General features: G+C 36.9%; 9 protein-coding genes. 5 read left to right on the top strand and 4 right to left on the bottom strand.

Going from position 1 to position 23,293, the window contains the following annotated elements; genetic code table 11:
* Nucleotides 1–132: 132 nt before the first annotated feature.
* The 4 genes from recA to BUB25_RS03940 all read right to left on the bottom strand — a co-directional run bounded on the left by recA (nucleotide 133) and on the right by BUB25_RS03940 (nucleotide 3,410).
* On the bottom strand, nucleotides 133–1,140 hold the full coding sequence (gene recA, locus BUB25_RS03955; RefSeq protein WP_072941004.1) for a recombinase RecA: 1,008 nt from the start codon (nucleotides 1,138–1,140) through the stop codon (nucleotides 133–135).
* 183 nt (nucleotides 1,141–1,323) lie between these two features.
* Nucleotides 1,324–1,833, bottom strand: a complete 510-nt coding sequence (locus tag BUB25_RS03950; protein ID WP_072940305.1) for an acyl-CoA thioesterase — start codon at nucleotides 1,831–1,833, stop codon at nucleotides 1,324–1,326.
* Nucleotides 1,834–1,873: 40 nt separating this feature from the next.
* On the bottom strand, nucleotides 1,874–2,257 hold the full coding sequence (locus tag BUB25_RS03945) for a DoxX family membrane protein (RefSeq protein WP_072940302.1): 384 nt from the start codon (nucleotides 2,255–2,257) through the stop codon (nucleotides 1,874–1,876).
* Nucleotides 2,258–2,261: 4 nt separating this feature from the next.
* On the bottom strand, nucleotides 2,262–3,410 hold the full coding sequence (locus tag BUB25_RS03940) for a DNA polymerase III subunit (RefSeq protein WP_072940299.1): 1,149 nt from the start codon (nucleotides 3,408–3,410) through the stop codon (nucleotides 2,262–2,264).
* Nucleotides 3,411–4,306: 896 nt separating this feature from the next.
* On the opposite strand from BUB25_RS03940, the gene BUB25_RS03935 reads away from it, so the two are divergent.
* The 5 genes from BUB25_RS03935 (at nucleotide 4,307) to BUB25_RS03915 (ending at nucleotide 23,278) form a co-directional block, all read left to right on the top strand.
* Nucleotides 4,307–4,747, top strand: a complete 441-nt coding sequence (locus BUB25_RS03935) for a hypothetical protein (RefSeq protein ID WP_072940296.1) — start codon at nucleotides 4,307–4,309, stop codon at nucleotides 4,745–4,747.
* A gap of 47 nt (nucleotides 4,748–4,794) precedes the next feature.
* Entirely contained in the window at nucleotides 4,795–6,087 is a 1,293-nt protein-coding gene (locus tag BUB25_RS03930) for a hypothetical protein (RefSeq protein WP_072940293.1), read from the top strand.
* 103 nt (nucleotides 6,088–6,190) lie between these two features.
* The gene (locus tag BUB25_RS03925) at nucleotides 6,191–7,660 is read left to right on the top strand and encodes a T9SS type B sorting domain-containing protein (RefSeq protein WP_072940291.1); all 1,470 of its coding nucleotides are present in this window, start codon (nucleotides 6,191–6,193) and stop codon (nucleotides 7,658–7,660) included.
* Between the two features lies 1 nt (nucleotide 7,661).
* On the top strand, nucleotides 7,662–10,367 hold the full coding sequence (locus tag BUB25_RS03920; protein ID WP_072940288.1) for a PorP/SprF family type IX secretion system membrane protein: 2,706 nt from the start codon (nucleotides 7,662–7,664) through the stop codon (nucleotides 10,365–10,367).
* Nucleotides 10,368–10,603: 236 nt separating this feature from the next.
* Nucleotides 10,604–23,278, top strand: coding sequence for a T9SS type B sorting domain-containing protein (locus BUB25_RS03915; protein ID WP_072940286.1), 12,675 nt, complete (start codon nucleotides 10,604–10,606; stop codon nucleotides 23,276–23,278).
* Nucleotides 23,279–23,293 lie beyond the last annotated feature (15 nt).

Raw genomic sequence — 23,293 nt, 5'->3', positions numbered from 1 at the left:
CTATTTTAAAAGTAAGATAAAAATAAAGGAGTTGGATTTTTTAGCGAGAATTGATCTTAAATTGGAGTTAAGTCAAAAAAAAAATGCCCGAAAGTTTTTCGAGCATTTTTAAAATATAATAAAAAAAGAGGATTAGTTTTCTGCTAATTCCTTTATTCTGGCTTTGATTTTTTCTTCAAGTTCATCCGCTAATTCCGGATTGTCTTTGATCAAAGATTTCACCGCATCACGACCTTGTCCTAATTTAGTTTCACCATAACTGAACCAAGATCCTGATTTTTTTACGATTTCAAATTCTACTGCTAAATCTAAGATCTCGCCTGTTTTTGAAACACCTTCTCCGTACATGATATCAAATTCGGCTACCTTAAATGGCGGCGCCACTTTATTTTTGACAATTTTCACTTTGGTTCTGTTTCCAATAACATTCTCACCATCTTTAATTTGAGTAGAACGACGAATATCTAAACGTACCGAAGCGTAAAATTTCAATGCATTTCCTCCCGTTGTGGTTTCAGGATTTCCAAACATTACGCCAATTTTCTCTCTCAATTGGTTGATAAAGAAAACAGTACAATGAGTTTTACTGATTGTCCCGGTTAGTTTTCGTAGTGCTTGGGACATTAAACGCGCATGAAGACCCATTTTAGAATCTCCCATTTCGCCTTCGATCTCACTTTTTGGAGTCAAAGCGGCAACCGAGTCAATAACCACAATATCTATCGCTCCTGAACGAATTAAGTTTTCGGCAATTTCTAATGCTTGCTCCCCATTATCCGGCTGAGAAATAATTAGATTTTCGATGTCTACACCTAATTTTTCGGCATAATTTCTGTCGAAAGCATGTTCAGCATCAATGAAAGCAGCTATTCCGCCCGCTTTTTGAGCTTCGGCAATGGCGTGAAGTGTTAAGGTCGTTTTACCAGAAGACTCCGGACCATATATTTCAATGATTCTACCTTTTGGATAACCACCAACTCCCAAAGCTAAATCAATTCCCAGAGATCCTGATGAAATGGTTTCTACTTCTTCGATGGCCTTGTCGCCCATTTTCATCACTGTTCCTTTCCCGTAGGTTTTGTCCAGTTTATCCAGCGTAAGCTGTAATGCTTTTAATTTGGCTTCTTTCTCTGTACTCATCTTCTCTTTTACCTTTTCTTTCATTTATATTATTTTATCACTGAAAAAAAATTCCGGAAGGCTTTGTTTTCTGGAATTTCTTTTGAATATGAATTTTTGTGCTTGTAAAAATACTTCTTTTTTTGATTCAAATTTTCTGTTTCACAAATATTTAATCACAAAAAAAAAGTTAACTTGGATTCGCTACAGGAATATTGCTTTCAATTCGGTAGCTTCGTGCGGTGTCATTTTTCCGGCTAATACTAAACTGAGTTGTTTGCGTCTTAAAGCGGCATCAAAACGTTGTTTTTCCAGTTCGGTTTCCGGTATTATTTGAGGCACTTCAACTGGTCTTCCTGTGTCATCAACAGCGACAAAGGTGTAAATGGCTTCATTGGCTTTTGTTCGGTTTCCAGATTGTCTGTCCTCGACCCAAACATCAATAAATATTTCCATAGAACTTTTGAAAGCTCTGGACACTTTGGCCTCAACATTTACAACACTTCCCAATGGAATTGCCCTGTTAAACGCCACATGATTTACAGATGCGGTTACGGTAATTCTTCGGGAATGTCTGCCCGCAGCTATACTTGCCGCACGATCCATCCTGGCCAATAATTCGCCGCCAAAAAGGTTATTCAAAGGATTGGTTTCGCTTGGTAAGACTAAATCGGTTAGTATAGTCAAGGACTCAGAGGGATGTTTTGGTGTCATTTTATATGTCAATGTAATTGTTTTTTTTATTGGGTTTTTGCTAGTTTAACCAGTATACAGCCATAACTGCGGGGATAAAATAGATAACAATGGTTCTGGCACCGTCATAATCTTTGGCCAGTCTTTGTCCGAAAAGTAACATAATCAGTGTGATACAAGAAAAAATGGCTCCATAAAAGCCAAACATGCGGCCATCATTTACCAGTAATTGAATAGCGCCTACGACGCATAAGATTCCGGCGATTAATTCTAATACCAGAATGTTGGCTAAGGCTAATGGTACTTGATTTCTCAAAGGGGTTTTGGCAAAATGGCTTTTCAACCAATCGACATTGTCTTTCCAATAGAATAGCTTATCATATCCGGATTGAAGAAAGGATATGGCTAAAAAAACTAAAATTAAAATAGAAGCAACGTTGTTCATAGTATTATTTTTTATGGATTAATCGGGTGAGTTTTATGGATAAATCGGTTAAAATGATTTTTGCGTTTCCGTTGCGTTCCACATGGTACATGGCATCCGAAAGTTCTTTGAAAATATCCTGGATGTTATTTCCGTTTACAAAAGGAGCAAAATTTTCCAGTTTAAATTTATCGACTTTAGGTTCAAAATAGACTAAACTTTTAGTTTCGTAATTGAGCAATAGCGCCTGACGAAACATTTCGATACAGAATTCGAGAAATTTTTTCTGAGTTTCTCTTCCCAAACCGGCGATTTTTTCGCTCCAAAGAATTAAATCCTGGATGGCTGCAGCATTTCCTTTAGCTTTAAAAGCGGCACGGACCCAAGTGACAAACCATTGTTCAAAAGGATGTTCATCCTCATCATCGTGAAGCAAATGCAAGGCAATATTGTAATTTCCTTGTGCTTGGTGGGCTATTTTTGCTGCTAATTTTTCATCTGCCTTTTCTCTATTGATCAGCGCTTCTGCAATGATAGGTTCGCTCAAGCCATTGAAATGCAAAACTTGACAGCGCGAACGGATGGTTTGAATAATGTCTTCTTCGTTTTCGGAAATCAGAATGAAAACTGTTTTTTCAGGCGGTTCTTCGAGTAATTTCAACAATTTATTAGAGGCGGCAATATTTAATTTATCGGCCATCCAAACAATCATAATTTTGTATCCGCCTTCGTATGATTTTAACGACAATGATTTCAGGATTTCCTGGGCATCATCGACCCGAATTTCACCTTGTTTGTTTTGAACACCTAAAACGGCATACCAGTCAAATAAGCCACCATACGGGTTTTGAGAAATAAATTTTCTCCAATCGGTTATGAAATCGATACTTTTTGGATTTTTCTTTACTTCATCGGTGGTTACCGTTGGGTAGGCAAAATGTAAATCAGGATGGGATAATTTTTGAAATTTCAAATTGCAAGATTCATTTGAACCTTGATTTTCTGCATTTTGATTGCCACATAAAATATATTGGGCATAAGCGATGGCCATGGCTAAGGTGCCACTTCCTTCGGGCCCTACAAATAATTGTGCATGAGGAATTCTGCCTAAATCGGCACTTCTTGTCAGATGACTTTTGATGTGTTCCTGCCCTAAAATTTCTGAAAATTGCATGAAGCAAAGATAGAAGAAAATGGGTTAGTCAAAAATTTTTGATTGCAAAGTTTTAGAGACGTGAAATCGAAAATTAATAATAGAAAAACACATTTGATTAGAATAAATAAGTGTTTTTAGTTGTAGATCTTGTTTTTATTATGATATTCTGAATTTTTTTGGTGCAAACATCAGTTTTTAGTTTGGTGTTTTTATTGGGCTATTGGTTGTTTTTAATATTTGTAGTCATTAGACAAGTTTGTATGCGTTTTGTTGTACTTAGGCGGAAGCTGTTATTTGTTAAAGCACTGTTTTTAAGCTGTTTGTTTTGTTGTTTTCATGACCGTTTTTGGGCAAGTTTTTTTTTGTAGAAAAAAACAAGCTTACTAAGAGATAAATGCGGCAGGGTTATTTCTGATAGTTTTTATTTATTTCATCTTATTCCTGCTAAAATTTTTAGTAATAAATTAAAATAAAATTGCATGATTGTATATAAAACCCTAGTATTGCAACGCTGAATTATTGAAATAAAAAACAGTTTTTGTATTTAAATTGTTAAAAAGACAGTAGGGGTTCATAGTTATTTTGATTGCTTTCTACTTAGCTTTTTATCTTTTGAAAATACGATCGTAAATATTTCTTTTTTGGTTTTGTTTTTAGAATTGCATAAGAATAATGGAGCATTTTTCCATCTACTGTATCCTCTTTTTTTTCAACATTTTTATCTTTATTAACAGCATTTTGTTTTTTAAAAATATTTCAAAAAAAGTCGTTGTATAGCTCGTTTTTTCGGCATCATGCATTCTTTTTTTTGATTTGTAATACTTTTATTTAGGAAACAATTGTTGATAAATGTTGTAAATTAATTTTAATTATTTAATTTTGTTTCTATAGAGTAACTATTTAAGTTTAAAACTATGAATACTAAAGTTGTTTTTTTAAGTGTGTTTTTATTCACTGCCGGCGTTGTTTTTTCTCAAAATAAAAACGCACCAAGAAGTATTATCAGTTCAAGTGCCTCAATTAAAAAGTACCACGGTTTGGACGAATTAAGAGGGATGCAAAAAGGGGAGCTTTTAGAGCTGTACGTCGAGCGCATACAGGTTCTTGTAAAAACCCTGCCTTATATAGCCTTAGCCACAAAACCAGGGGTTACAATTGCTGACTTAGGTATTCCTACTAATAATGAAAACAGGAAAGCAATGGAATCTCAGGCCGAAGGTACAAGTGCTTTTCTTGATTTAACAGTAGATTTTCAGAGAAGAATGTTGCCATATTCAGACAAAGAAAATTTAATATCAGCTATTTTATTTTACGAGAATACCATGAAATCATTACATGAATTCAATGATTTGTAGTGAATAGCCTTTTTATTCAAAAAAATTAACAACTTACCTTTTATCTTATGAAAAACATAACTCAAATTATTAGCATCTTTCTTTTGGTAGTTTGTAGTGTAAATGCACAGCAAGAAAAAGGAATAATAGGATCAAACAATTGGTTAAACAATTGGACAGAATTCAAGCCCAATAAGCAAGATTATGGGGAAGCTAATCGAATTTTGGCCGGGAATATTTCCGTTAATACAAGATTAGAAAAGAAAAATATTTATTTGTTGCAGGGAAGTGTTTATGTTACTAATAATGCGACACTTACTATCGATCCCGGTACAGTAATTATATGTGACTCTGAATCTAAGGCCTCTCTTGTCATTACCAAAGGAGCTACAATAATTGCCGAAGGATTAGAAACCGACCCAATTGTTTTTACGTCTAATAAAAGCCTTAAAAAAGCGGGAGATTGGGGTGGTATAATCTTATTGGGAGATGCGCCAATTAATAAATTTGGAGGTGTTTCATCAGTAAATTTTGATTTGAATTTGGCTTTAACAGCCTATGGTGGAGTAAATACCAGCAGTAATTCAGGTATTTTAAAATTTGTAAGGATCGAGTTTGCCGGTGCGAAATTGAAAGGAACTGAGAATTTTAATTCTTTACTATTAGCTGGTGTAGGAAACAAAACCATCATAGAAAATGTAATGGTGAGTTATTCAGGAGGTGATTCTTTTGAAATATTGGGAGGTGAGCTTAAGTTGAATAAGATGGTCTCCTTTAAATCAAGTAGTGATGATTATAAATTCAATTACGGTACACAATGTCATATAGATAATTCATTAGCGATTCGTTCTTCATTTTTGTCGAGTAAGTTTGGTTCAAGATGTTTGGATGTTGCTTCTTATGTAACGAAAGAGGAAGTTGATTTTGCAAGAAAACAAACATTGGTTGTAGCTACCAATTTAACCTTGGTTAATAATAGCGAAAACATAAGCGTTGATATCGAGTCGGGTTTAGTTAAAGAAGCGATTTATGTAGGCGATAATTCAGCTTTAGAATGCAGAAGAACTGTAATTTCAGGATTTAATCCAGCGGTATTATTGGACAGTAAAATGGAAATTAACGATAAGAATCTGAATAAAATTAAGTTTGAACAAATGTATTTCAATTTCTGTAAAGGAAATATATTTACTGAATTTAATTCTAATAATGAAGATTTAGAAAGCTGGTACGGCAATAGTATTTTTTCTAATGTTTATTCAAAAAGTGACAATAAAGAAACCTTTATAGACTTTTTGAATGATAAAAGACCTGATTTTAGATTAAAAATCGGAAAGATTGTTGCTTCAAATGTCGACAAATAGTTTCTAGGATAATTATTTGGTTTTAAAACTTATGAATGTAAAATATACTAAATTACCTCTAAGTTATATTTGTTAATTATGCTAAATAAAGATCAGTTTAGGAATGGCTACCATAATAAAAAAAAGTTTTTTTTGTTTTTTGTTTTTTGCTCTTGCCTTAGCAACTGATGGCTATGCTCAAATAACGATTGGTAAACCTACGCTTAGTTTTACTCAAATTTGTACAGATGCAGCTTACAATTCAACAGCTCCATTTAAAGTAGTATTTAGTTTTTCACAACAATCGGCTTTAAACTCAGATAATCAATTTATTGTAGAATTATCGAACGCAACGGGAAGTTTTTCTAACCCTACAATTTTGGTTAGTTCAGCTCCTGGAGTTATTACAACTTCGTCAGCAGCAAATTTAAATTTTGCAATTCCCACTAACATAGCAGGTGAAGCCTATAAAATAAGAATACGGAGTAGCAGTCCTGCATCTACCAGCCCCGATTCGAATTCCTTTTCGGCCTATTATCAAATTCAAAATGCACCTTTCTCCATCAATAATTTTGTAGAAACGGCCACTTACTGCAAGGGAGGAAGCTATGTTTTAAAAATAGACAATCCCGGGACAGGTACCAATGATTCCCCATTAAAGTATCCTTCATTGACCTATAATTGGTTTAGGGATAACGGTAATTCAGTTCCTCCAACATTATTGGCAAGTGCCAGTACCGGTAGTTATACAGTAACCCAACCCGGAAAATATTATGTAGAGACCAATTATGGTTCTTGTACTTCCAATTCTTATTCTAACAGGGTGACCGTTTCTGAGTCCACTGCACAAGCTTCGACGATAACTTCAAGCAAAGGAAATCCCTTTTGCGCTTCTGAAGGTTCAACAACATTAAGCACACAAACCGCTAATAGCTATCAATGGTTCCTTGACAATGTAAAAATTGAAGGAGCAACTGCGAGTACTTATCAAGCAAGTAAAGCGGGCTTATATGTTGTAAAAGTAGATTTAGGGGGATGTACTACTGATGCATCGATTAATTTGCAGGAAATACAATTTTCAAGCGCTATTAATATTTCAGGAACAAATACAATAAAAGAAGGCGAAATAAAAACAGTAATCACAACAACAACTGCCGAAAATCCTGCTTACCAGTGGTATTTAAATGATGTTTTAATTGATGGAGCCAATGGAGCCACTTTTGATGCAACAGCGGCAGGGGATTATAAGGTTGTTATTAGCCAGACTACGGCTTGTATTGGCTCTGATGAATTTATTTTTACTATAAAATACCCTATTGTTGATACGGATGTTGTTTTGATTCCTAATTTGATAAGTCCAAATGGAGATGGGATAAATGATACTTGGGTGATTCCTCAGCAATATTTAAGCGGTACAAATACCGAAATACTATTGATGAGCTCCACAGGAGAACAAATATTTAAGACAAATGATTATCAAAATAATTGGCCTGAGAATATGGTGGATTTCAAAAATGTAAATCCGGTCTATTATTATATCATTACTACTCAGGATAAAAAAGTGAAGAAAGGTTCCATAACGGTAATAAAATAATATGAAGAAAATTTTACTTTTATTGACTTTATTTTATGGCGTTTCCCCCGCACTTTATTCTCAGACAACAACATCTGAAGACGGAGTGGTTTCTTTTGCTTTACCCGTTCGAAATTCGTTAAAATTCAATAAATACATTATTAATCCCACCTTTAGTTTTGTTAGGGAACAAAGTACGTTTGTCAGTTTTTATAATAAAAGACAATGGGTACAATTTGATAATGCGCCCCAAACTTATTTGTTTAGCTATGCCGGTAGGTTGAGTGAGACGCAAGGAATCGCCGTTGGATTGTTTCAGCAGAATTATGGTGTTTTTACCACCTTTGGAGCGGTTACTAATTTCGCTCAAAATGTAGAATTAGATCAAGACAGCAATCTTACTTTTGGATTAAATTTAGGCTTTTATAAAAGCGGTCTCAATAGCGGTAAAGTAATTACAAACTACCAAGATCCTTCTTTAGATAATATTCCTTCTAATTTTCTTTTTGCCGCAAATCCGGGAATCAATTATGGGACGGCCTTTCTTGATTTTGGAGTATCGCTAAATAATTTGTTTTTATACAATCTGAAAACATCGCAGCTGGTTCAGGACGATCCTGAAAAAAGCATCGAATTGCATGTGATGCACACCGGCTATTTGGACAGCTATGGTTTTTTTGATAAAAGTAAATTTTCGGCTTTAGTAAAAACAGAGCTCAAGAAAGAGAAAACCGTTGTTTCTGGATTAATGATGTTTGCAATCCCTAGTGGTGTTTGGGCTCAAGCGGGTTATAATACTTTATATGGAGCTTCGGCTGGTTTAGGATTGAATATAACGCCTAAAATTTCCGTTGAATATAATTTTGAAAAGGCGACAGGCAATTTGTCAAATTTTGGATCTTCACATGAAATTACACTTGCGTATAATTTTACAAGTAAAAATAATTATTATGGCGACGAGGAAGAGGAAGGGGCATTATTTGTTCCGGATTTGAGTCCAAAATCGGTAAAACCTAAAAATACAACCCCTTATGTCGATGCTAAAACTAGGGCAGCTAATGCCCAAGCGAAGCTAGCAGCAGATGCTAAAGCAAAAGCCGATGCATTAGCACAGGCTAAACTGGCTGCTGATGCCAAAATTAAAGCCGATGCTGAAGCGAAAGCCAAATTAGCTGCCGAAGCCAAAGCGAAAGCCGACGCACTGGCACAGGCTAAACTGGCTGCTGATGCGAAACTAAAAGCGGATGCTGAAGCTCAAGCCAAATTAGCAGCAGATGCTAAAGCGAAAGCCGATGCACTGGCACAGGCTAAACTGGCTGCTGATGCGAAACTAAAAGCGGATGCTGAAGCGAAAGCGAAATTAGCTGCCGAAGCCAAAGCGAAAGCCGACGCACTGGCACAGGCCAAACTGGCTGCGGATGCGAAACTAAAAGCGGATGCTGAAGCTCAAGCCAAATTAGCAGCAGATGCTAAAGCGAAAGCCGATGCACTGGCACAGGCTAAACTGGCTGCTGATGCGAAACTAAAAGCGGAAGCAGAAGCTCAAGCCAAATTAGCAGCAGATGCTAAAGCGAAAGCCGATGCACTGGCACAGGCTAAACTGGCTGCGGATGCGAAACTAAAAGCGGATGCTGAAGCCCAAGCGAAATTAGCTGCCGAAGCTCAAGCTAAAGCGGATGCCTTGGCACAGGCCAAACTCGATGCTGACGCTAAATTAAAAGCGGATGCAGAAGCCCAAGCCAAATTAGCTGCCGAAGCCCAAGCGAAAGCCGATGCACTGGCACAGGCTAAACTGAAAGCGGAAGCAGAAGCCCAAGCCAAATTGGAAGCTGAAACTAAGGCTAAACTCGCTGAAGAGCCTAAGGATGATAATGCCAGGGAAATGAAAAATTTAACCCAATTTATTGAGGAGTCTAAAAAGACCCAAAAAGAGCTATTAGAAAGACTTGACGTTACTGTTGCAGATAGAGAGAAAGATCTGAATGACTTAAAGGAGGAAAATGATTTAAGTGATAAAGGTATTTTTAAAGAGCCTAAACCATTTAAGAGTGTTTCTGCCCAAAACAGTGCATTACTTTCTTTAGAATCAGAAATTGAAGAACTAAATAAAATGCAGAATAGCAAGATCGCTACTTTGGAAAATTTATATAAAGAACGACTTAAGAAAAGCAATAAAAACGATTCAACGGTTCAATTCTATTTAAAAACGATTGAAGCCTTGAAATTAGATCAAACGAAAGCAATACAAAAGAATACGAATTTACTTTCTTCATTGGATAAAATTAAAGAAGGTATAGAGATTGAGAAAAAACGCCGAATCAAGCGAGCCTCTTTCGAGAATGATCAAGGCAGATATTTGAATGATGTAGCAACATTGAAACGAATAAAAGAATCGACTCCGCTTAGTAAAGAAATTTTTAAACCGGAAGATTTTGATTATGGTGATGAGCAATCCAATATGCAGATCGTAAAGAATGTACAGAATGTGGATGGAGGTTATTACTTGGTATTGGCTGTTCATAGTGATGTTGCTAAGAGAGATGCATTCTTGACCAAAGTAGTGGCGGCAGGAGAACGAAATGTTAATTTCTTCTATGATGTGAATACCAGTAAATATTTTATTTACTATAATAAATTTGATACGATCGAGGAGGCCAAACAAGCATTGGAATCTAGTGGTAGCAAATCATACAATGGAAAAATGGTAATGGTCAGAGTAGAGAATTAAGAGGATCAAGATTAGATTTTAATGATAAAGAATATGAAAAATGATGTTTTTTAGAATTGGTTTTTTTAAGCCAATTCTAATTTAAAATAGTGCAGGTTTGTTCTGAAAATTTTGAAAGAGAATCACAAATCAATTTTTAGTTTAGCGTAAGAAATAGATTTTGAAGTAACAAATATTAGATTGTAATACATCAAATTTTTGGGGACCCAAATCACCAAAAAATAAAAAATAATACCATGCATAAAACTACTTTTCTTAAGGTAAGCCTACTTACTTTAATTTTTTTACAGGGTTTCATTTCCTATTCGCAGAATCTGGTATCTTATGTCTCCAAATCTCAAAAAAATTCGGATAGAGATATTTTTCGAATAGAAAAAAATATATCCGCTACTGAAAAACAAGTGCTTAGTAATGAGGGGACAAAGGCTGTAGATTTTATAGTTGTGGATAAAAACCCCGTAATTAAATATGCAGAATTACCTTATTCAGGACAAGTCTCAATTTGTCCCAATAATGGAAAAGAATTGCCGAAATTGTTTTTATGCGGAGGAAATGATTCCCGGCTTATTGAGACAGGAATTACGGATGCGCAATCCATTATTTGGGAAAGATTTATTTCAGGAGGTAGTTGTATTACTGTTTCTAATAGTGACTGCGCTAATGAAAGTGCGGCCCTATCTTGTTGGGCACAAGTTGCAACTGGAAAAGATTATTTGGCTAATTCAGCGGGTCAATTTCGAGTAAAAATAGTAGACAAAACAGGAACTCCTTATGTGTATTATTTTAACGTATATCAAAATACCTTAGTGCCTACAGCAGTTGCAAAAAGTGATATTGTAAAATACGGTACCGGTACTTGCCAGATTGACGGGAAAATTACTGTTGGTGGATTTGGTCCAGGATATGAATATAGTTTTACTACCAGTAGCACTCCGGGAACCTGGCAGGACAGTAATGTTTTCACAACAGGAACTGCCGGTAACTACACAGCATTTATTAGAATAAAAGATGTGGTTGGCTCATGTGAATTTAAAGTTATCAATCTTGAAATAAAAAGTGTGAATTTTGGAGTTACAACTACTGTTGTTTCACCAAAGTGTTACGGAGATAAAGGAAGCATAAAAGTAAATGTAACTGGTGTTAAACAATACAAGATCGAAATTTTTAATAGTGCTAATAATAAAGTAGGTGGGCCTGTCTTCCCAGATGGTGTAGACCACACTTTTAAAGAATTAGATTCAGGTACTTATAAAGTGGTTACTTCAGTAGAAGGTAATGCTTGTATGGTAGATACTCAGACTGTTACTATTACGAGTCCAACTCAACTAAAAGCTTCTGCAACCATTACAAATGATTTATCTGCTTGTAGTGATATTGGTGAAATTACAGTAACGGCAACCGGAGGAACTACGCCTTATAAATATTTAGTAAATGTAAATAATACAGGATTTGTAAGTAATGGAATTAGTAATAAAATTAAAACGGTAAGTTCTGGTACTTATGTGGTTCGTGTAGAAGATGCAAATGGTTGCTTTATCGATAATACAGTTACTGTTCCTATTGTTGACAAACCTAGTTACACTATTAATAGGGTGGACAGTAAATGTAAAGATGATAAAGGACAAATAAGCCTTAACATAACGGAACCAAAATTATATACCATAGAATATAGCATCGATAACGGGAAAAATTTCAAAGGAGGAGATTATGTTTTTTCTAATCTTGTTCCAGATAATTACATTGTAATAGTTCGATTTAAAAGATCAGATATCAATAGTGGTAAGTTTTGCTCCGACCCCTCAATACTAGTTCAGATAGGCGGATCAAAGGCTTTAACGGCATCGGCTGGAGTTGCTGAATTAGCCGGCTGCCGCTCTGGCGGAGCAGGTCGAGCAAGGATTACGAATGTTGAAGGAGGAACGGCTCCTTATCAGTATAGTTTTGATGGTGGTGGAAGTTGGGGTACTTTGCCTGAAAAAGATTTAATGCCAGGCACATACATTCCATCTGTTAAAGATGCAAATGGCTGTGTTTTTGTAATGGAAGCGATAACAATAGATAAAATACCACAAAAACCAGTTATTACAGTTGATCCGCCTGTTTTTAATTGCGATGGAACAGCAACGACTTCTGTGACAGTTACCAACAGTGTGGGTACTCAGTTTAGTTATGATTACTATTTAGATGGCGTTCTTAATTTGAATAGTCCTTCGAATGTTTTTAAAAACGTAAGTCAGGGTGATCATACGATAACAGTAAGTTATAACGTGTTAAGCGTTTCTACCTATAGTAATTTATTGAAAGAAGATTTTGGAAGCGGAGCCTCAACGACGACTCCCGGCATTGCAACGGCTTATTGCTTCAATGACCAGAGAGTAGTTGGTCCTTACAACTGTGGTACAAGATCGGTTGAGGATAACCAATACTCGGTAACTTCTGATTTTTGGAGAAGTGATGACCCAAACGGAACCAATGCAGGTGCCTGGTTTCATTATAAAGATCATACTACAAGCCCAGGAAACAAAGCAGGCCTTCCTTTGGATCCTAAAGGAAGATTCTTACTGGTGAATATTGGTAGTGCCGCGGGTCCTTATGGAGTATTGTACAGTAAACCCATTAATGATGTAATCCCGAATCAACCCGTCATTATTGATGTATATTTAGGGAATTTATTGCGAAAAACTGTAAATGCAGCTAATCCGGATTTTATTATTGAATTGGTTGATGAATCAGGTAGAGTTGTCGCCTCACAAGCCACTGGGATTATACCTAATAATGAATCGTGGAACCTGAAAACATTATCATTAAACCCAGGAGATAATACTAATCTAACTTTCAAAATACGTTCAGGAAGTATTCTATATAGTGGTAACGATGCCGTTATTGATGATATTTTGGTTTACCAACTTCCAAAATCGTGTAATACAACTGCCGATTTCCCAATAGTGGTAGATGGAAGTAAAGCTTTTTCGGCTGGTATTACGGGATACAAGGACATACAATGTAATGGCCAGCAAAATGGAGAAATAACTTTATCGGCCAAAAATTTTGATCCGGTAAAAGGATTCCAATACTCAGTTGATGGAGGTCTTAATTGGCAAACGGAAATACCATCTCCAGCTGTAACCAGTGGAAGTGTTACATTAACTGGATTAGCAAGTGGAATTTATAATATCAGTATTCGATATGATAATTCAGCGAAAAGTTGTACTTTCCCTTTAAAGCAGGAGATAAAAATGCCTAAGGCATTAATAATTGATGCTAAGGTTACTACCGATGCAACTTGTGTTTTTGGGGCAACGATAACTGCTAAGGCAACTGAGGGCACTCCAGGATATCAATATCAATTATTGAATGCTGATGGCACTATTTTGCGTCCTTTTCAAGTTGAGGAAGAATTTACTGATGTGCCAGTAGGAAGTTATACTGTTGTGGCCAAAGATATAAATTTATGTCAGACAGCGGTTCCAGCCGCAGTAGATGTTGTTGCTGCAATACCGCCCACTGCCGTTTTTGAGCCTTCAAACTTATGTTTTGATAGTAGTGCAGAAATCAAAGTGAAAGTTACAGGAGGAGTAGGACCTTATACTTATACAACCACATTTAATGGTGGTCAAGCTATTGGTCCAAGTGCTACTTTTGATGGCCCTGTCTTAACTTATAATGCGACCGCTAGCGGTACTTATGAATTTGAAATCACGGATAGTTACGGTTGTAAAGCAGCCGTGATTAGTCAAGATATTAGTGCAAAATTAACGGCAAAGATTGATAGTACAACAGAGTTAGACTGTGATGTTGCGCCTAACAATGAAGCTGTGATTACTGGAACAATTACAGGCGGAACAGCTCCGTTTGTAGTCACTGTATTTTCCGGAACAGGTCCTGGGATAATTGCTTATCCTTCTGCTACTACTTTTACATACACTACCGCAGTTGCGAGTACTTATGAATTTGAAGTAAAAGATTTTAAAGGTTGTATTACTACTGTTAAAGCGACCATTAACCCAATTACAAATCCAATTGTAACTGCAAAACCAACCGCTCCAAAATGTATAGGACATGCTAATGGTGAGGTGGAATTAGTGGGTTCTGGAGGTTCTCCAGGATATTACTATAAGTTTGCTGAAAGTACGGTTTTTGCAGGAAGTGCATTTTCAGGAACAACAATTTACAAAGGCTTAAAGGCAGGAATAGAGTATTCGTATCAAGTAAAAGATAGTAAAGGTTGCTTGTCTGGTATAGAAAAGATTATGCTAACAGACCCAACACCAGTCACAGCAACTATTTCTGCCACGGATTTAGCTTGCTCCAGTACAGGAACTAAAGCAGCTATTGTAACGATTAAAGATGCTGCCGGTGGCGCAGGAGGATACACTTATAGTTTTAATGGAAATACTAATTATACGACAGCGAACACCTTTTCTACAACAAAGGCTGGTACGATTAACGCTTATATCAAAGATAAAAACGGTTGTGAAGTCAGACTTCCGGACGTTGTAATAGCAGCACTAAGTGGGCCAACAGGTATTAATGTGTTTTTTGAAACAGGCTTAGAGTGTCCAGACTATACAGCACACGTTAAATTTCAGACAATAGGTGGACAATCGCCTATTCGTTACCAAGTTATTAATGTTGCTTCAGGCGCCAGTATTCAATTAGAAGCGTCGGGACAATATAATCTGCCGCCAGGAGATTATACTTTTACGGCTACAGATAGAAATGGATGTAGTTTTACGCTGGATTATAATGTAAAATCAGTTCCTGATATTACAGCTGGAGGAAGTGTGCTTACACCAATTAAATGTTTCGGAGATAAAGGAGATATTCAATTCACTGTGGGTGGATTAAATTCACACAAATATGATTATGTTGTTACCAATACTTTGGGATTTACCATTGATAACAAGACTAATCAATCAGCGGCAACAATTAGTTTAAGTAATTTAGTGGCTAGTAGTTATACTATTGTAGTTAAGGATAGAACTACAGGTTGTACAGCTACTTATACAGTTGCTCTAAGTCAACCAAATGCATTAACAATCATAAGTGCAGTACCTACCAAAATTAACTGTAAGAAAGATGAGTCAGAAATTACAGTAACCGTTTCTGGTGGAACGACTAATTACTCTTATGCCGTTTTAAAATCAGGAGATTTATCTACACCAGTATATGTTGCTAACAAGAGTGTTTTAACCGTAGATACAAATGGAGGAATTGACAAGTATTGGGTGGTCTATGTAAAAGATGTTAATGGTTGTACCACTACTAAAACAGTTGAAATATTAAGTGACGAAATGCCAACATTAGATCCAATTACGCAACCTTGTTATATGGGAACTCCTGTGGATATTACACTTTCTGGTACAGTTTCAGTTGGAACAGCAAGTTATGGTATGGATGGGGTGTATCAAAACACGAAAATTTTCAAGAATATTAGTCCGGGTACCTATATTTTTAGTATCAAAGATGGAAATGGTTGTGAAGATTTTGAAACCATTACAATTGATGAACAGTTAACGCTGACTCCGAGGTTTGATAAAAATATTACTTGTACGACATCAGCTGAGGCTCAAGTTACCTTGATTGTTGGTGGGGGAAGACCAGTTTATAAATATGAATACAAAGAAAGTTTGGACGCTGGTTATACTTTAATGCCTTCGAATATATTCAAAACATTAACTGCAGGGAAATTTACTTTTAGGGTTACTGATGGTAATGGTTGTATAGCTGTAACAACTAAGACAATTGACATAACATTGGCAACTCCACCTGAAATAGACGATACAGCGATAACTACTGATGAAGTAGGACTTAAGCAAACGAAACTCATAAATTGTAGTGGAGAAGCAACAGCGGCGATTTCAATTACACTAGATCCTGCAAAAGGACAGGCACCATTTGTGTTTAAAGTGGAAAGAACGGCTCCAACTTATAAGGATTATGGTAGCCAAACCTCCGGTTTAACCGCGGGTACTTATACGGTAACCGTTACCGATGCAAAAGGATGTACGGATTCAGAAGATATTATCATTACGGAACCAAAACCAATGACCATTAATCACACTGAAATTCCAATTACATGCGTGGAAGGTGTTGCTGGAGTGCCTTCAACGTCTAAAGGTTCTATAATTATTGATTCGATTACTGATGGAACAGCGGGAGCTGTTGGTGGATCTGGTGGAACTGCTCCATATAATTATTATGTAACGGGTGTAAATGGCTATAAAGAGGAAGAATTAAATAACGCTGGAACTACTTCTGTTAAATTTAATGTTGTTGATTTTGGTTTGTACCAAATTAATGTAGTGGATGCCAATGGCTGTTCCGTTTTAGTGCAAGATGTTTTAGTGGCATCCGATGTTAGGGATTTGGATATTAGTATTAATTCGACTGCAGATTGCATAGCGCTAGGATCTGCTGAGGTTAAAATTGGTACGACTTTAACTACTAATGGTCCGTTCCATTTCGCTATTTATACGGGTCCACCAATGGTTTATAATACTGCTAATCCAGCATGGAAGAATGAAACTGTACTTGGTGTTCCTCCGGGTGTTAATCCTGGTAGTAAGAAAGCAGATTTTACAGGTTTAACACCTGGAGTTAAGTATACCTTTGTTGTTTATGATGAGTCGACAGGATGTTATTATTATGAAACAGCTGAGACTGCCATTCCAACGAATTCAAAACTAGAATTGAGTGCTCCGGTAGCACAGAATATAACTTGTGCTGATCTTGCTGCGGGAGATGGAAAAGTGTCTTTGATTATTAGTAGTGATTATGCTGGTCCAGTAGATGTGACCTATCAAATTTTCAACTCTCAATCATTGGTTCAAGTAGGCTTACCATCATTACCTGTGACTGTTCCGGGATTCGTTTCTGCAGGGCCTCCTGTAGTAAAAGGAGAGTTGGAACTCAAGGATATTGGAACTTTGCCTTTTGGTAACTATTATGTGTTGGTTAAAGAAACTACGGGGCCAAATGCTGGTTGTAGTGTTGCTTCTATGGCATTTAATATTACTAAGTCGGCTAGACCTTTATCAGTAACAGCTGCTGTGTCTAAAAACGAAAATTGTAATGAACTAGGCATTATTACTGCTGAAGCCATGGATGGCACAGGACCTTACAAGTATCAAATTACAGTTTCAGCAACTATGCCAGCTGTAGATGATGTTAATTGGGCAGATGAAAATACTTTCAAGAAAAATGCAGGGAGCTATTATGTTTGGGCAAAAGATAAATACAATTGTATTAAATCTTTCCCAATCTCTTTAATTAAAGACGCTGAACCAGTAATTGATCCACAAACGGCCCCATGTTTTGAAGGAGCATCAATAGATGTTACTATTACAGGTTCTGTTTCGATCGGCACGGCAATGTATAGTATTGATGGAGTTACCTATGTAAGCGATCCAAAATTTACAATTTATGGACCAGGAAGTTATACTTTGTATATTCAGGATGGTAATGGTTGTATTAAAACAACTCCTTATGAAGTCAATAAGCAGTTGATATTAAAGGCGAAACGAGATAATGACTTAACTTGTTTTGCAGTAGATGGAGATGCTAAAATTACTTTGACCGCAAGTGAAGGAACGAGTCCTTATGTAACCTATGAATATTCGACAAACGATGGAGGAATTTATACCTCTATGACCCCTAATGTATTGACTACCGCAATAGCAGGTACTTATATTTTTAGAGTAACGGATACCAAAGGTTGTCAAGCAATCTCTAATGAAATTGTGGTAACGGCAAAAACAAAACCTGATTTCACGGCGGATGCCACCTTGGTAAGTTGTTTTGGAGATTCAGACGGAACCATTACCATCACTCCAAAAGATGGATTATTACCTTATGAATATAGTATAGATGGTGCTGCTTTTGTTCCAATAGCTAAAATTACTGGATTGGCAGTTGGTACTTATAAGATTATTGTAAGAGATAGTAAAGAATGTCTTTCTGATGAGCAAACAATTGAAATTAAAGGGCCTGTTGCCTTAGCTGCAACACCAGTGGTAAAATTATTTGGTTGTAGTGCGACAAACACTCCTGAAGATGCGGTCGTGACAATTAATGTAACTGCTGGAACAGGAACCGCTCCATATACCTACAGTTTTAATGGTGGTCCTTTTGGCGACGATAATACTTTTGCGGTTGGAACATCACAAAAGGTTGATTATGTGGTATTAGATGGGAATGGTTGTAATATAACTGGCGATGTAATGGTAAATCCATATAATCCACCAACAGCGATGACGCTTGACATTACACCAATTTATTGTAACACGGTATCTGCTGAGAGTAAGGTTATTGTAACTGATGTAGCCGGTGGATCAGGTGATTATAGCTATGAGATTTTATATCTAGATCCCGACCCTACTGTACTAGTTCCAGGAAGTGGTGTAGGTTTAAATGAGTTTACAGGTTTAGTACCAGGCGTTACTTATAAAATCAAGGTCACCGATAAAGTATTAGGATGTAGCATTGAGAAATCAGTTACAATTAAGACAGAAAACGAAATTAGCGTCACTGCACAGTTGCTTGGTGATGTGTTTTGCAAGGGTGACAGTACTGGTTCTGTAGCTTTTACCGTAAGTAATTATATTACTGCAACTAAGTATACTTATAACCTTGCTACTACTGCTTCTGTTCCATCACAAAGTGGTGATGTGATTACCTATACAGGATTAGCTGCCGGAAAGTACACCTTTACTGTAACGGATGATGTTTCTGGATGCATTGCCGAAGTGATTGATTTTATAATTGCTGAGCCAGCTGATCCACTTGATTTTACGACTACGGCTACCAATATTAATTGTGATAAGAAATTAGCAACGATAACAGTTACTGCAACAGGCGGAACAGAAAACTATGGTTATGCTGTTGTAAAAGATGGTGATCCAGCTCCAACAGTATTTGGATCCAACAAAGTATTAGAGGTCGACACCAACAGCGGAGTAGATATGGATTGGGTTGTATATGTGCAGGACGCAAATGGTTGTCCGAAGAATAGTCCAGTAACTATTGTAATGGATGCATCACCAGTTATTGATGCGGCTGTTGCTGTTAGTCAATGCCCAAGCCCAACAGCAACTTATGATATTAAAATTACAGCAACGGGAGTTGGTAGTCTAGAGTATAGTATCGGTAGTGGTTTTACAACTAATTCAACTATTACAGTAGGAGCTCCGGGAACTTATGATGTAACAGTAAGAGATAAAAATGGATGTATTAATCCAGTTCCGTTTCAGGTAACAATTTTGAATCCATTACAATTGTCTTATGATCTTACTGCAAGCCCAATTTGTAATGGAACGGAAGGGGAAATAACATTAAAAGCGTCTGGTGGCAGCGGTGTTCCAACAAATTATGAATATAGTAAAAATGGTGGTGGTTATGTTTCTTCGCCAGTTTTTGCCGGATTAGCTCCTGGTACTTATATATTTAGTGTTAGAGATAAGGGAACTCCGGACTTATGTACGAAAGAAATTGAAGTAATAATTAATGCTGCAAATAAAGATATAGATTTCACTTTGTCTAAAACGGATGTAATTTGCAATGGAGACAGTAATGGAAGTATTACAGTAAAATTGACAGCTCCTACAGCATTCATAAATAACAATCCTGTTTATAGTTATGTTTTAACAGATTTTGCTACTGGAACTCCTATAGGAGGAAGTCAGACTACTCCTGTATTTAGTGGTTTAGCAGTTGGGAAGTATGTTGTAACGGCTACTTCAGGAAGAGGTTGTGAAGTTGCAAAAGATGTAACTATCGATGGACCATTAGCTATTACCGTTCAACCTCCAGTCGTTGATGAATATGGTTGTGCTCCGGGAACTAACGGAACGAATTATGCCACTATAACTGTAGGCTTGCCAGCAGGTGGTTCTAATGATTTCAAGATTTACGAGTTTTTAAGAGACGGAAACCCTATTCCAGTTCAAAGAGGGGATAACCCTGTTTATACAGAAACCGATTTATTGGGAGGTCGTTATGTAATCAATGTTTATGATACTAATGGTTGCGTAGGAACAACAACTGCAACAATCAACCCATTTGTAGCTATTGATTTTGCTAGTCCATCAGCGATTACAGTTACAAAAGCGATTACATGTGTTAATAACGAAGATATTCAGGTTAATGTGACGCTTACAGGAGGTGCCGCAGTTCCTTTAGAATATACTATTGTAGCAACAGTAGATGATGCAACTCTAGGGACAGTTGGTAATGCAATACCGTATGCTACGCAAACTAACAATTCTGGTGAATTCAAGGATTTAACAGTTGGAAGTTATGCTATTACGGTTACGAATACCATTACAAAGTGTAGTATAAAAACGATTCATTATGTAAACGAACCTAACACCTTTGATCTAGTAGCCAGTAATGTTAAAAATGTGATTTGTTATGGAACAGCTACCGGAAGTGTAGATTTAACTTTTGTTGACAATCAATTGGATAATGGCGATGCTGCAGGAGCTTTTGAATATACGATTACTGGACCAGCAGGTACTGATCCTGTGAGAACAACTGTAGGAGCTCAGATTACAATTCCTAATTTAGTGGCGGGAATTTACACTGTTAAAGCCAAATTGATTGCAACACCAAGCTGTGAGGTGGAAACTAGATTTACAATCGCACAGCCAAATACCGATTTATCTATTTCGGTAAACTCGACTCCAATTACTTGTGATCCAGGTAATGATGGTACGATTACCGTAAGTGCTGATGGTGGATGGTCAGCATATTATAAGTATGAACTAGTGGGAGTAGGTCCGGCTGCAATAAGTGTTGCGTATTCAGATCAATTCTATTTCGAAAACCTGACTCCAGGAACTTATACGGTGAATGTAAAAGACATGGGCGGTTGTGTTGAAACACAAACCGTAACTTTAAAAGATCCAGACCCAATAATAGTTACAGCCAACGCAAGGGCAAATATGTTAGATTGTAATGGTGGAACTATAGGTGAAATAGTGGTTGATCTTCCAACTGGAGGTCAAGGAAGCAATTATTCTTACATTTTAAATTATGTGTCTGCTGATCCAGTTTTTTCTTCTGCGCCTCAAGCTAATCCTATATTTTCAGGATTAGCTGCTGGAATCTATACGGTAACAGTTGTTGATGGTCTTAATTGTGTTTCTCAACCTACAGCTGATATTATAATCGATGAACCAACTAAGGTTGAAGCAACATTAGTACTGGCATCAGGAATAACTTGTAAGGACGCTGCGACGCTTACTTTAAGCGCAAGCGGTGGAACAGGAAAATACGAATATAGTACGGATAAGAATTTTACAACACCATTAGGGACATTTACAGTATCAGAAACTTTCTCTGTTGGCTTAGGAGATCATCAGTATTATGTGAGAGATGAAAAGGGTTGTGTGAGTTTTATTTCAAACAATGTTACTATAAACGAGATAACACCTTTATCACTCGTTTTAGATTTAACTAATGCTGTTGTGTATTGTAAAGGTGATGCCTCAGCAACGATTGATGCCAGTGCTACAGGTGGATTAGGAAACTATTCTTATACATTATTAGACAGTGCTAAAAATCCTATTAGGCCTAGTCAGGCAAATGGGTATTTTGATAAGCTTTCAGCTGGTGATTATATTGTAAGAGTTGACAGTGATGACTGTCAATATGATACTGAAGTAATTTCTGTTTCGGAACCACCAACTCCATTAACAATTGATCGTATTACTAAAACAGATGTTACTTGTAACGGAGAAAACAATGGTAAAATAGAAATTAACGCTTCTGGCGGTACAGGCCAAATCAAATATGCCATTTCACCGCGTTTGGATCAGTTTTTTGATTCTGGTGTTTTTGACGAATTGGTTACTGGAGTATATCAGGTGGTGATTCAAGATGAGAACGGTTGCTTTATAGTGCAAGATTTCGAAATCAAAGAACCTAGTTTGTTAAGTGTTTCCACTGTAGCGGATTCTGTTTTTCCGGAAATTTGTGCTGGAGACAAAGACGGTGCTTTTAGCATTGAAATAACTGGCGGGACAGCACCTTACAGTGTTAGCTTGGGAGATATTAACGGAACTTACACCACAGGTACAGCATCCCAAACGGAATTTGACTTTACAGGATTAGGTGGCGGAAACCATTTTGTTTTCATTCGCGATGCTAATGGTTGTACAACGGATTGGCTTGTTGCTTTACCTGAGTCTATAAACATGAACCCAATTGCTATAGTAGATTACGGTTGCGTGAATAATGCTGCTGCCAATTCGGTGACCATTACCATTGATGACAGTATCACCAATCCTGCCGATGTGGATTATGCTTTAGACGGAGGTAACTTCCAGGCTTCAAGTGTGTTCACTAATCTGACTCCTGGTTTCCATTTTGTTACGGCAAGACATAGTAATGGCTGCGAACAGCAAACCATTAATTTTGAAATTAAACAAGTAGAACCATTGACACTTGTTTTGAATGACGGTGGATTGAATGAAATCGTTGCTGTAGCCGCAGGTGGTGGAGGGAATTATAAGTACACGCTTAATGGAGAATCTTATGGCAATAAGTCTAATTTCATCATATACAAATCAGGAAATTATACTGTTACCGTTACGGACGGTAATGGTTGTGTCGCTTCGGCTACCAGGTATTTCGAGTATATCGATGTCTGTATTCCGAATAACTTTACGCCAAATGGAGACGGTATCAATGATGTATGGGCTCCTGGATGTACGGTAAACTATAAAGATTTGACTTTCGAAGTTTTTGACAGATACGGCCGTAAAGTGGGTAATTATCGACTAGGACAATATTGGGATGGTAGATATAACGGAACGGAGCTTCCTTCAGGAGATTATTGGTATGTTTTAAAACTGAATGATGTCAAAGACGCTCGTGAATTTGTGGGGCATTTCACGCTGTACAGATAAATTTATTAAAGTGAC

The organism is Flavobacterium granuli (assembly GCF_900129705.1).
Taxonomy (GTDB): domain Bacteria; phylum Bacteroidota; class Bacteroidia; order Flavobacteriales; family Flavobacteriaceae; genus Flavobacterium; species Flavobacterium granuli.
Note: the sequence above shows the minus strand (reverse complement) of the source record. Positions and strands in the feature narration are given on the sequence as shown.

Coding starts and splice junctions, on each gene's coding strand:
- BUB25_RS03935 (WP_072940296.1), top strand. CDS start 4,307: ATGAATACTAAAGTTGTTTTTTTAAGTGTGTTTTTATTCACTGCCGGC.
- recA (WP_072941004.1), bottom strand. CDS start 1,140: ATGAGTACAGAGAAAGAAGCCAAATTAAAAGCATTACAGCTTACGCTG.
- BUB25_RS03920 (WP_072940288.1), top strand. CDS start 7,662: ATGAAGAAAATTTTACTTTTATTGACTTTATTTTATGGCGTTTCCCCC.
- BUB25_RS03940 (WP_072940299.1), bottom strand. CDS start 3,410: ATGCAATTTTCAGAAATTTTAGGGCAGGAACACATCAAAAGTCATCTG.
- BUB25_RS03915 (WP_072940286.1), top strand. CDS start 10,604: ATGCATAAAACTACTTTTCTTAAGGTAAGCCTACTTACTTTAATTTTT.
- BUB25_RS03925 (WP_072940291.1), top strand. CDS start 6,191: ATGGCTACCATAATAAAAAAAAGTTTTTTTTGTTTTTTGTTTTTTGCT.
- BUB25_RS03945 (WP_072940302.1), bottom strand. CDS start 2,257: ATGAACAACGTTGCTTCTATTTTAATTTTAGTTTTTTTAGCCATATCC.
- BUB25_RS03930 (WP_072940293.1), top strand. CDS start 4,795: ATGAAAAACATAACTCAAATTATTAGCATCTTTCTTTTGGTAGTTTGT.
- BUB25_RS03950 (WP_072940305.1), bottom strand. CDS start 1,833: ATGACACCAAAACATCCCTCTGAGTCCTTGACTATACTAACCGATTTA.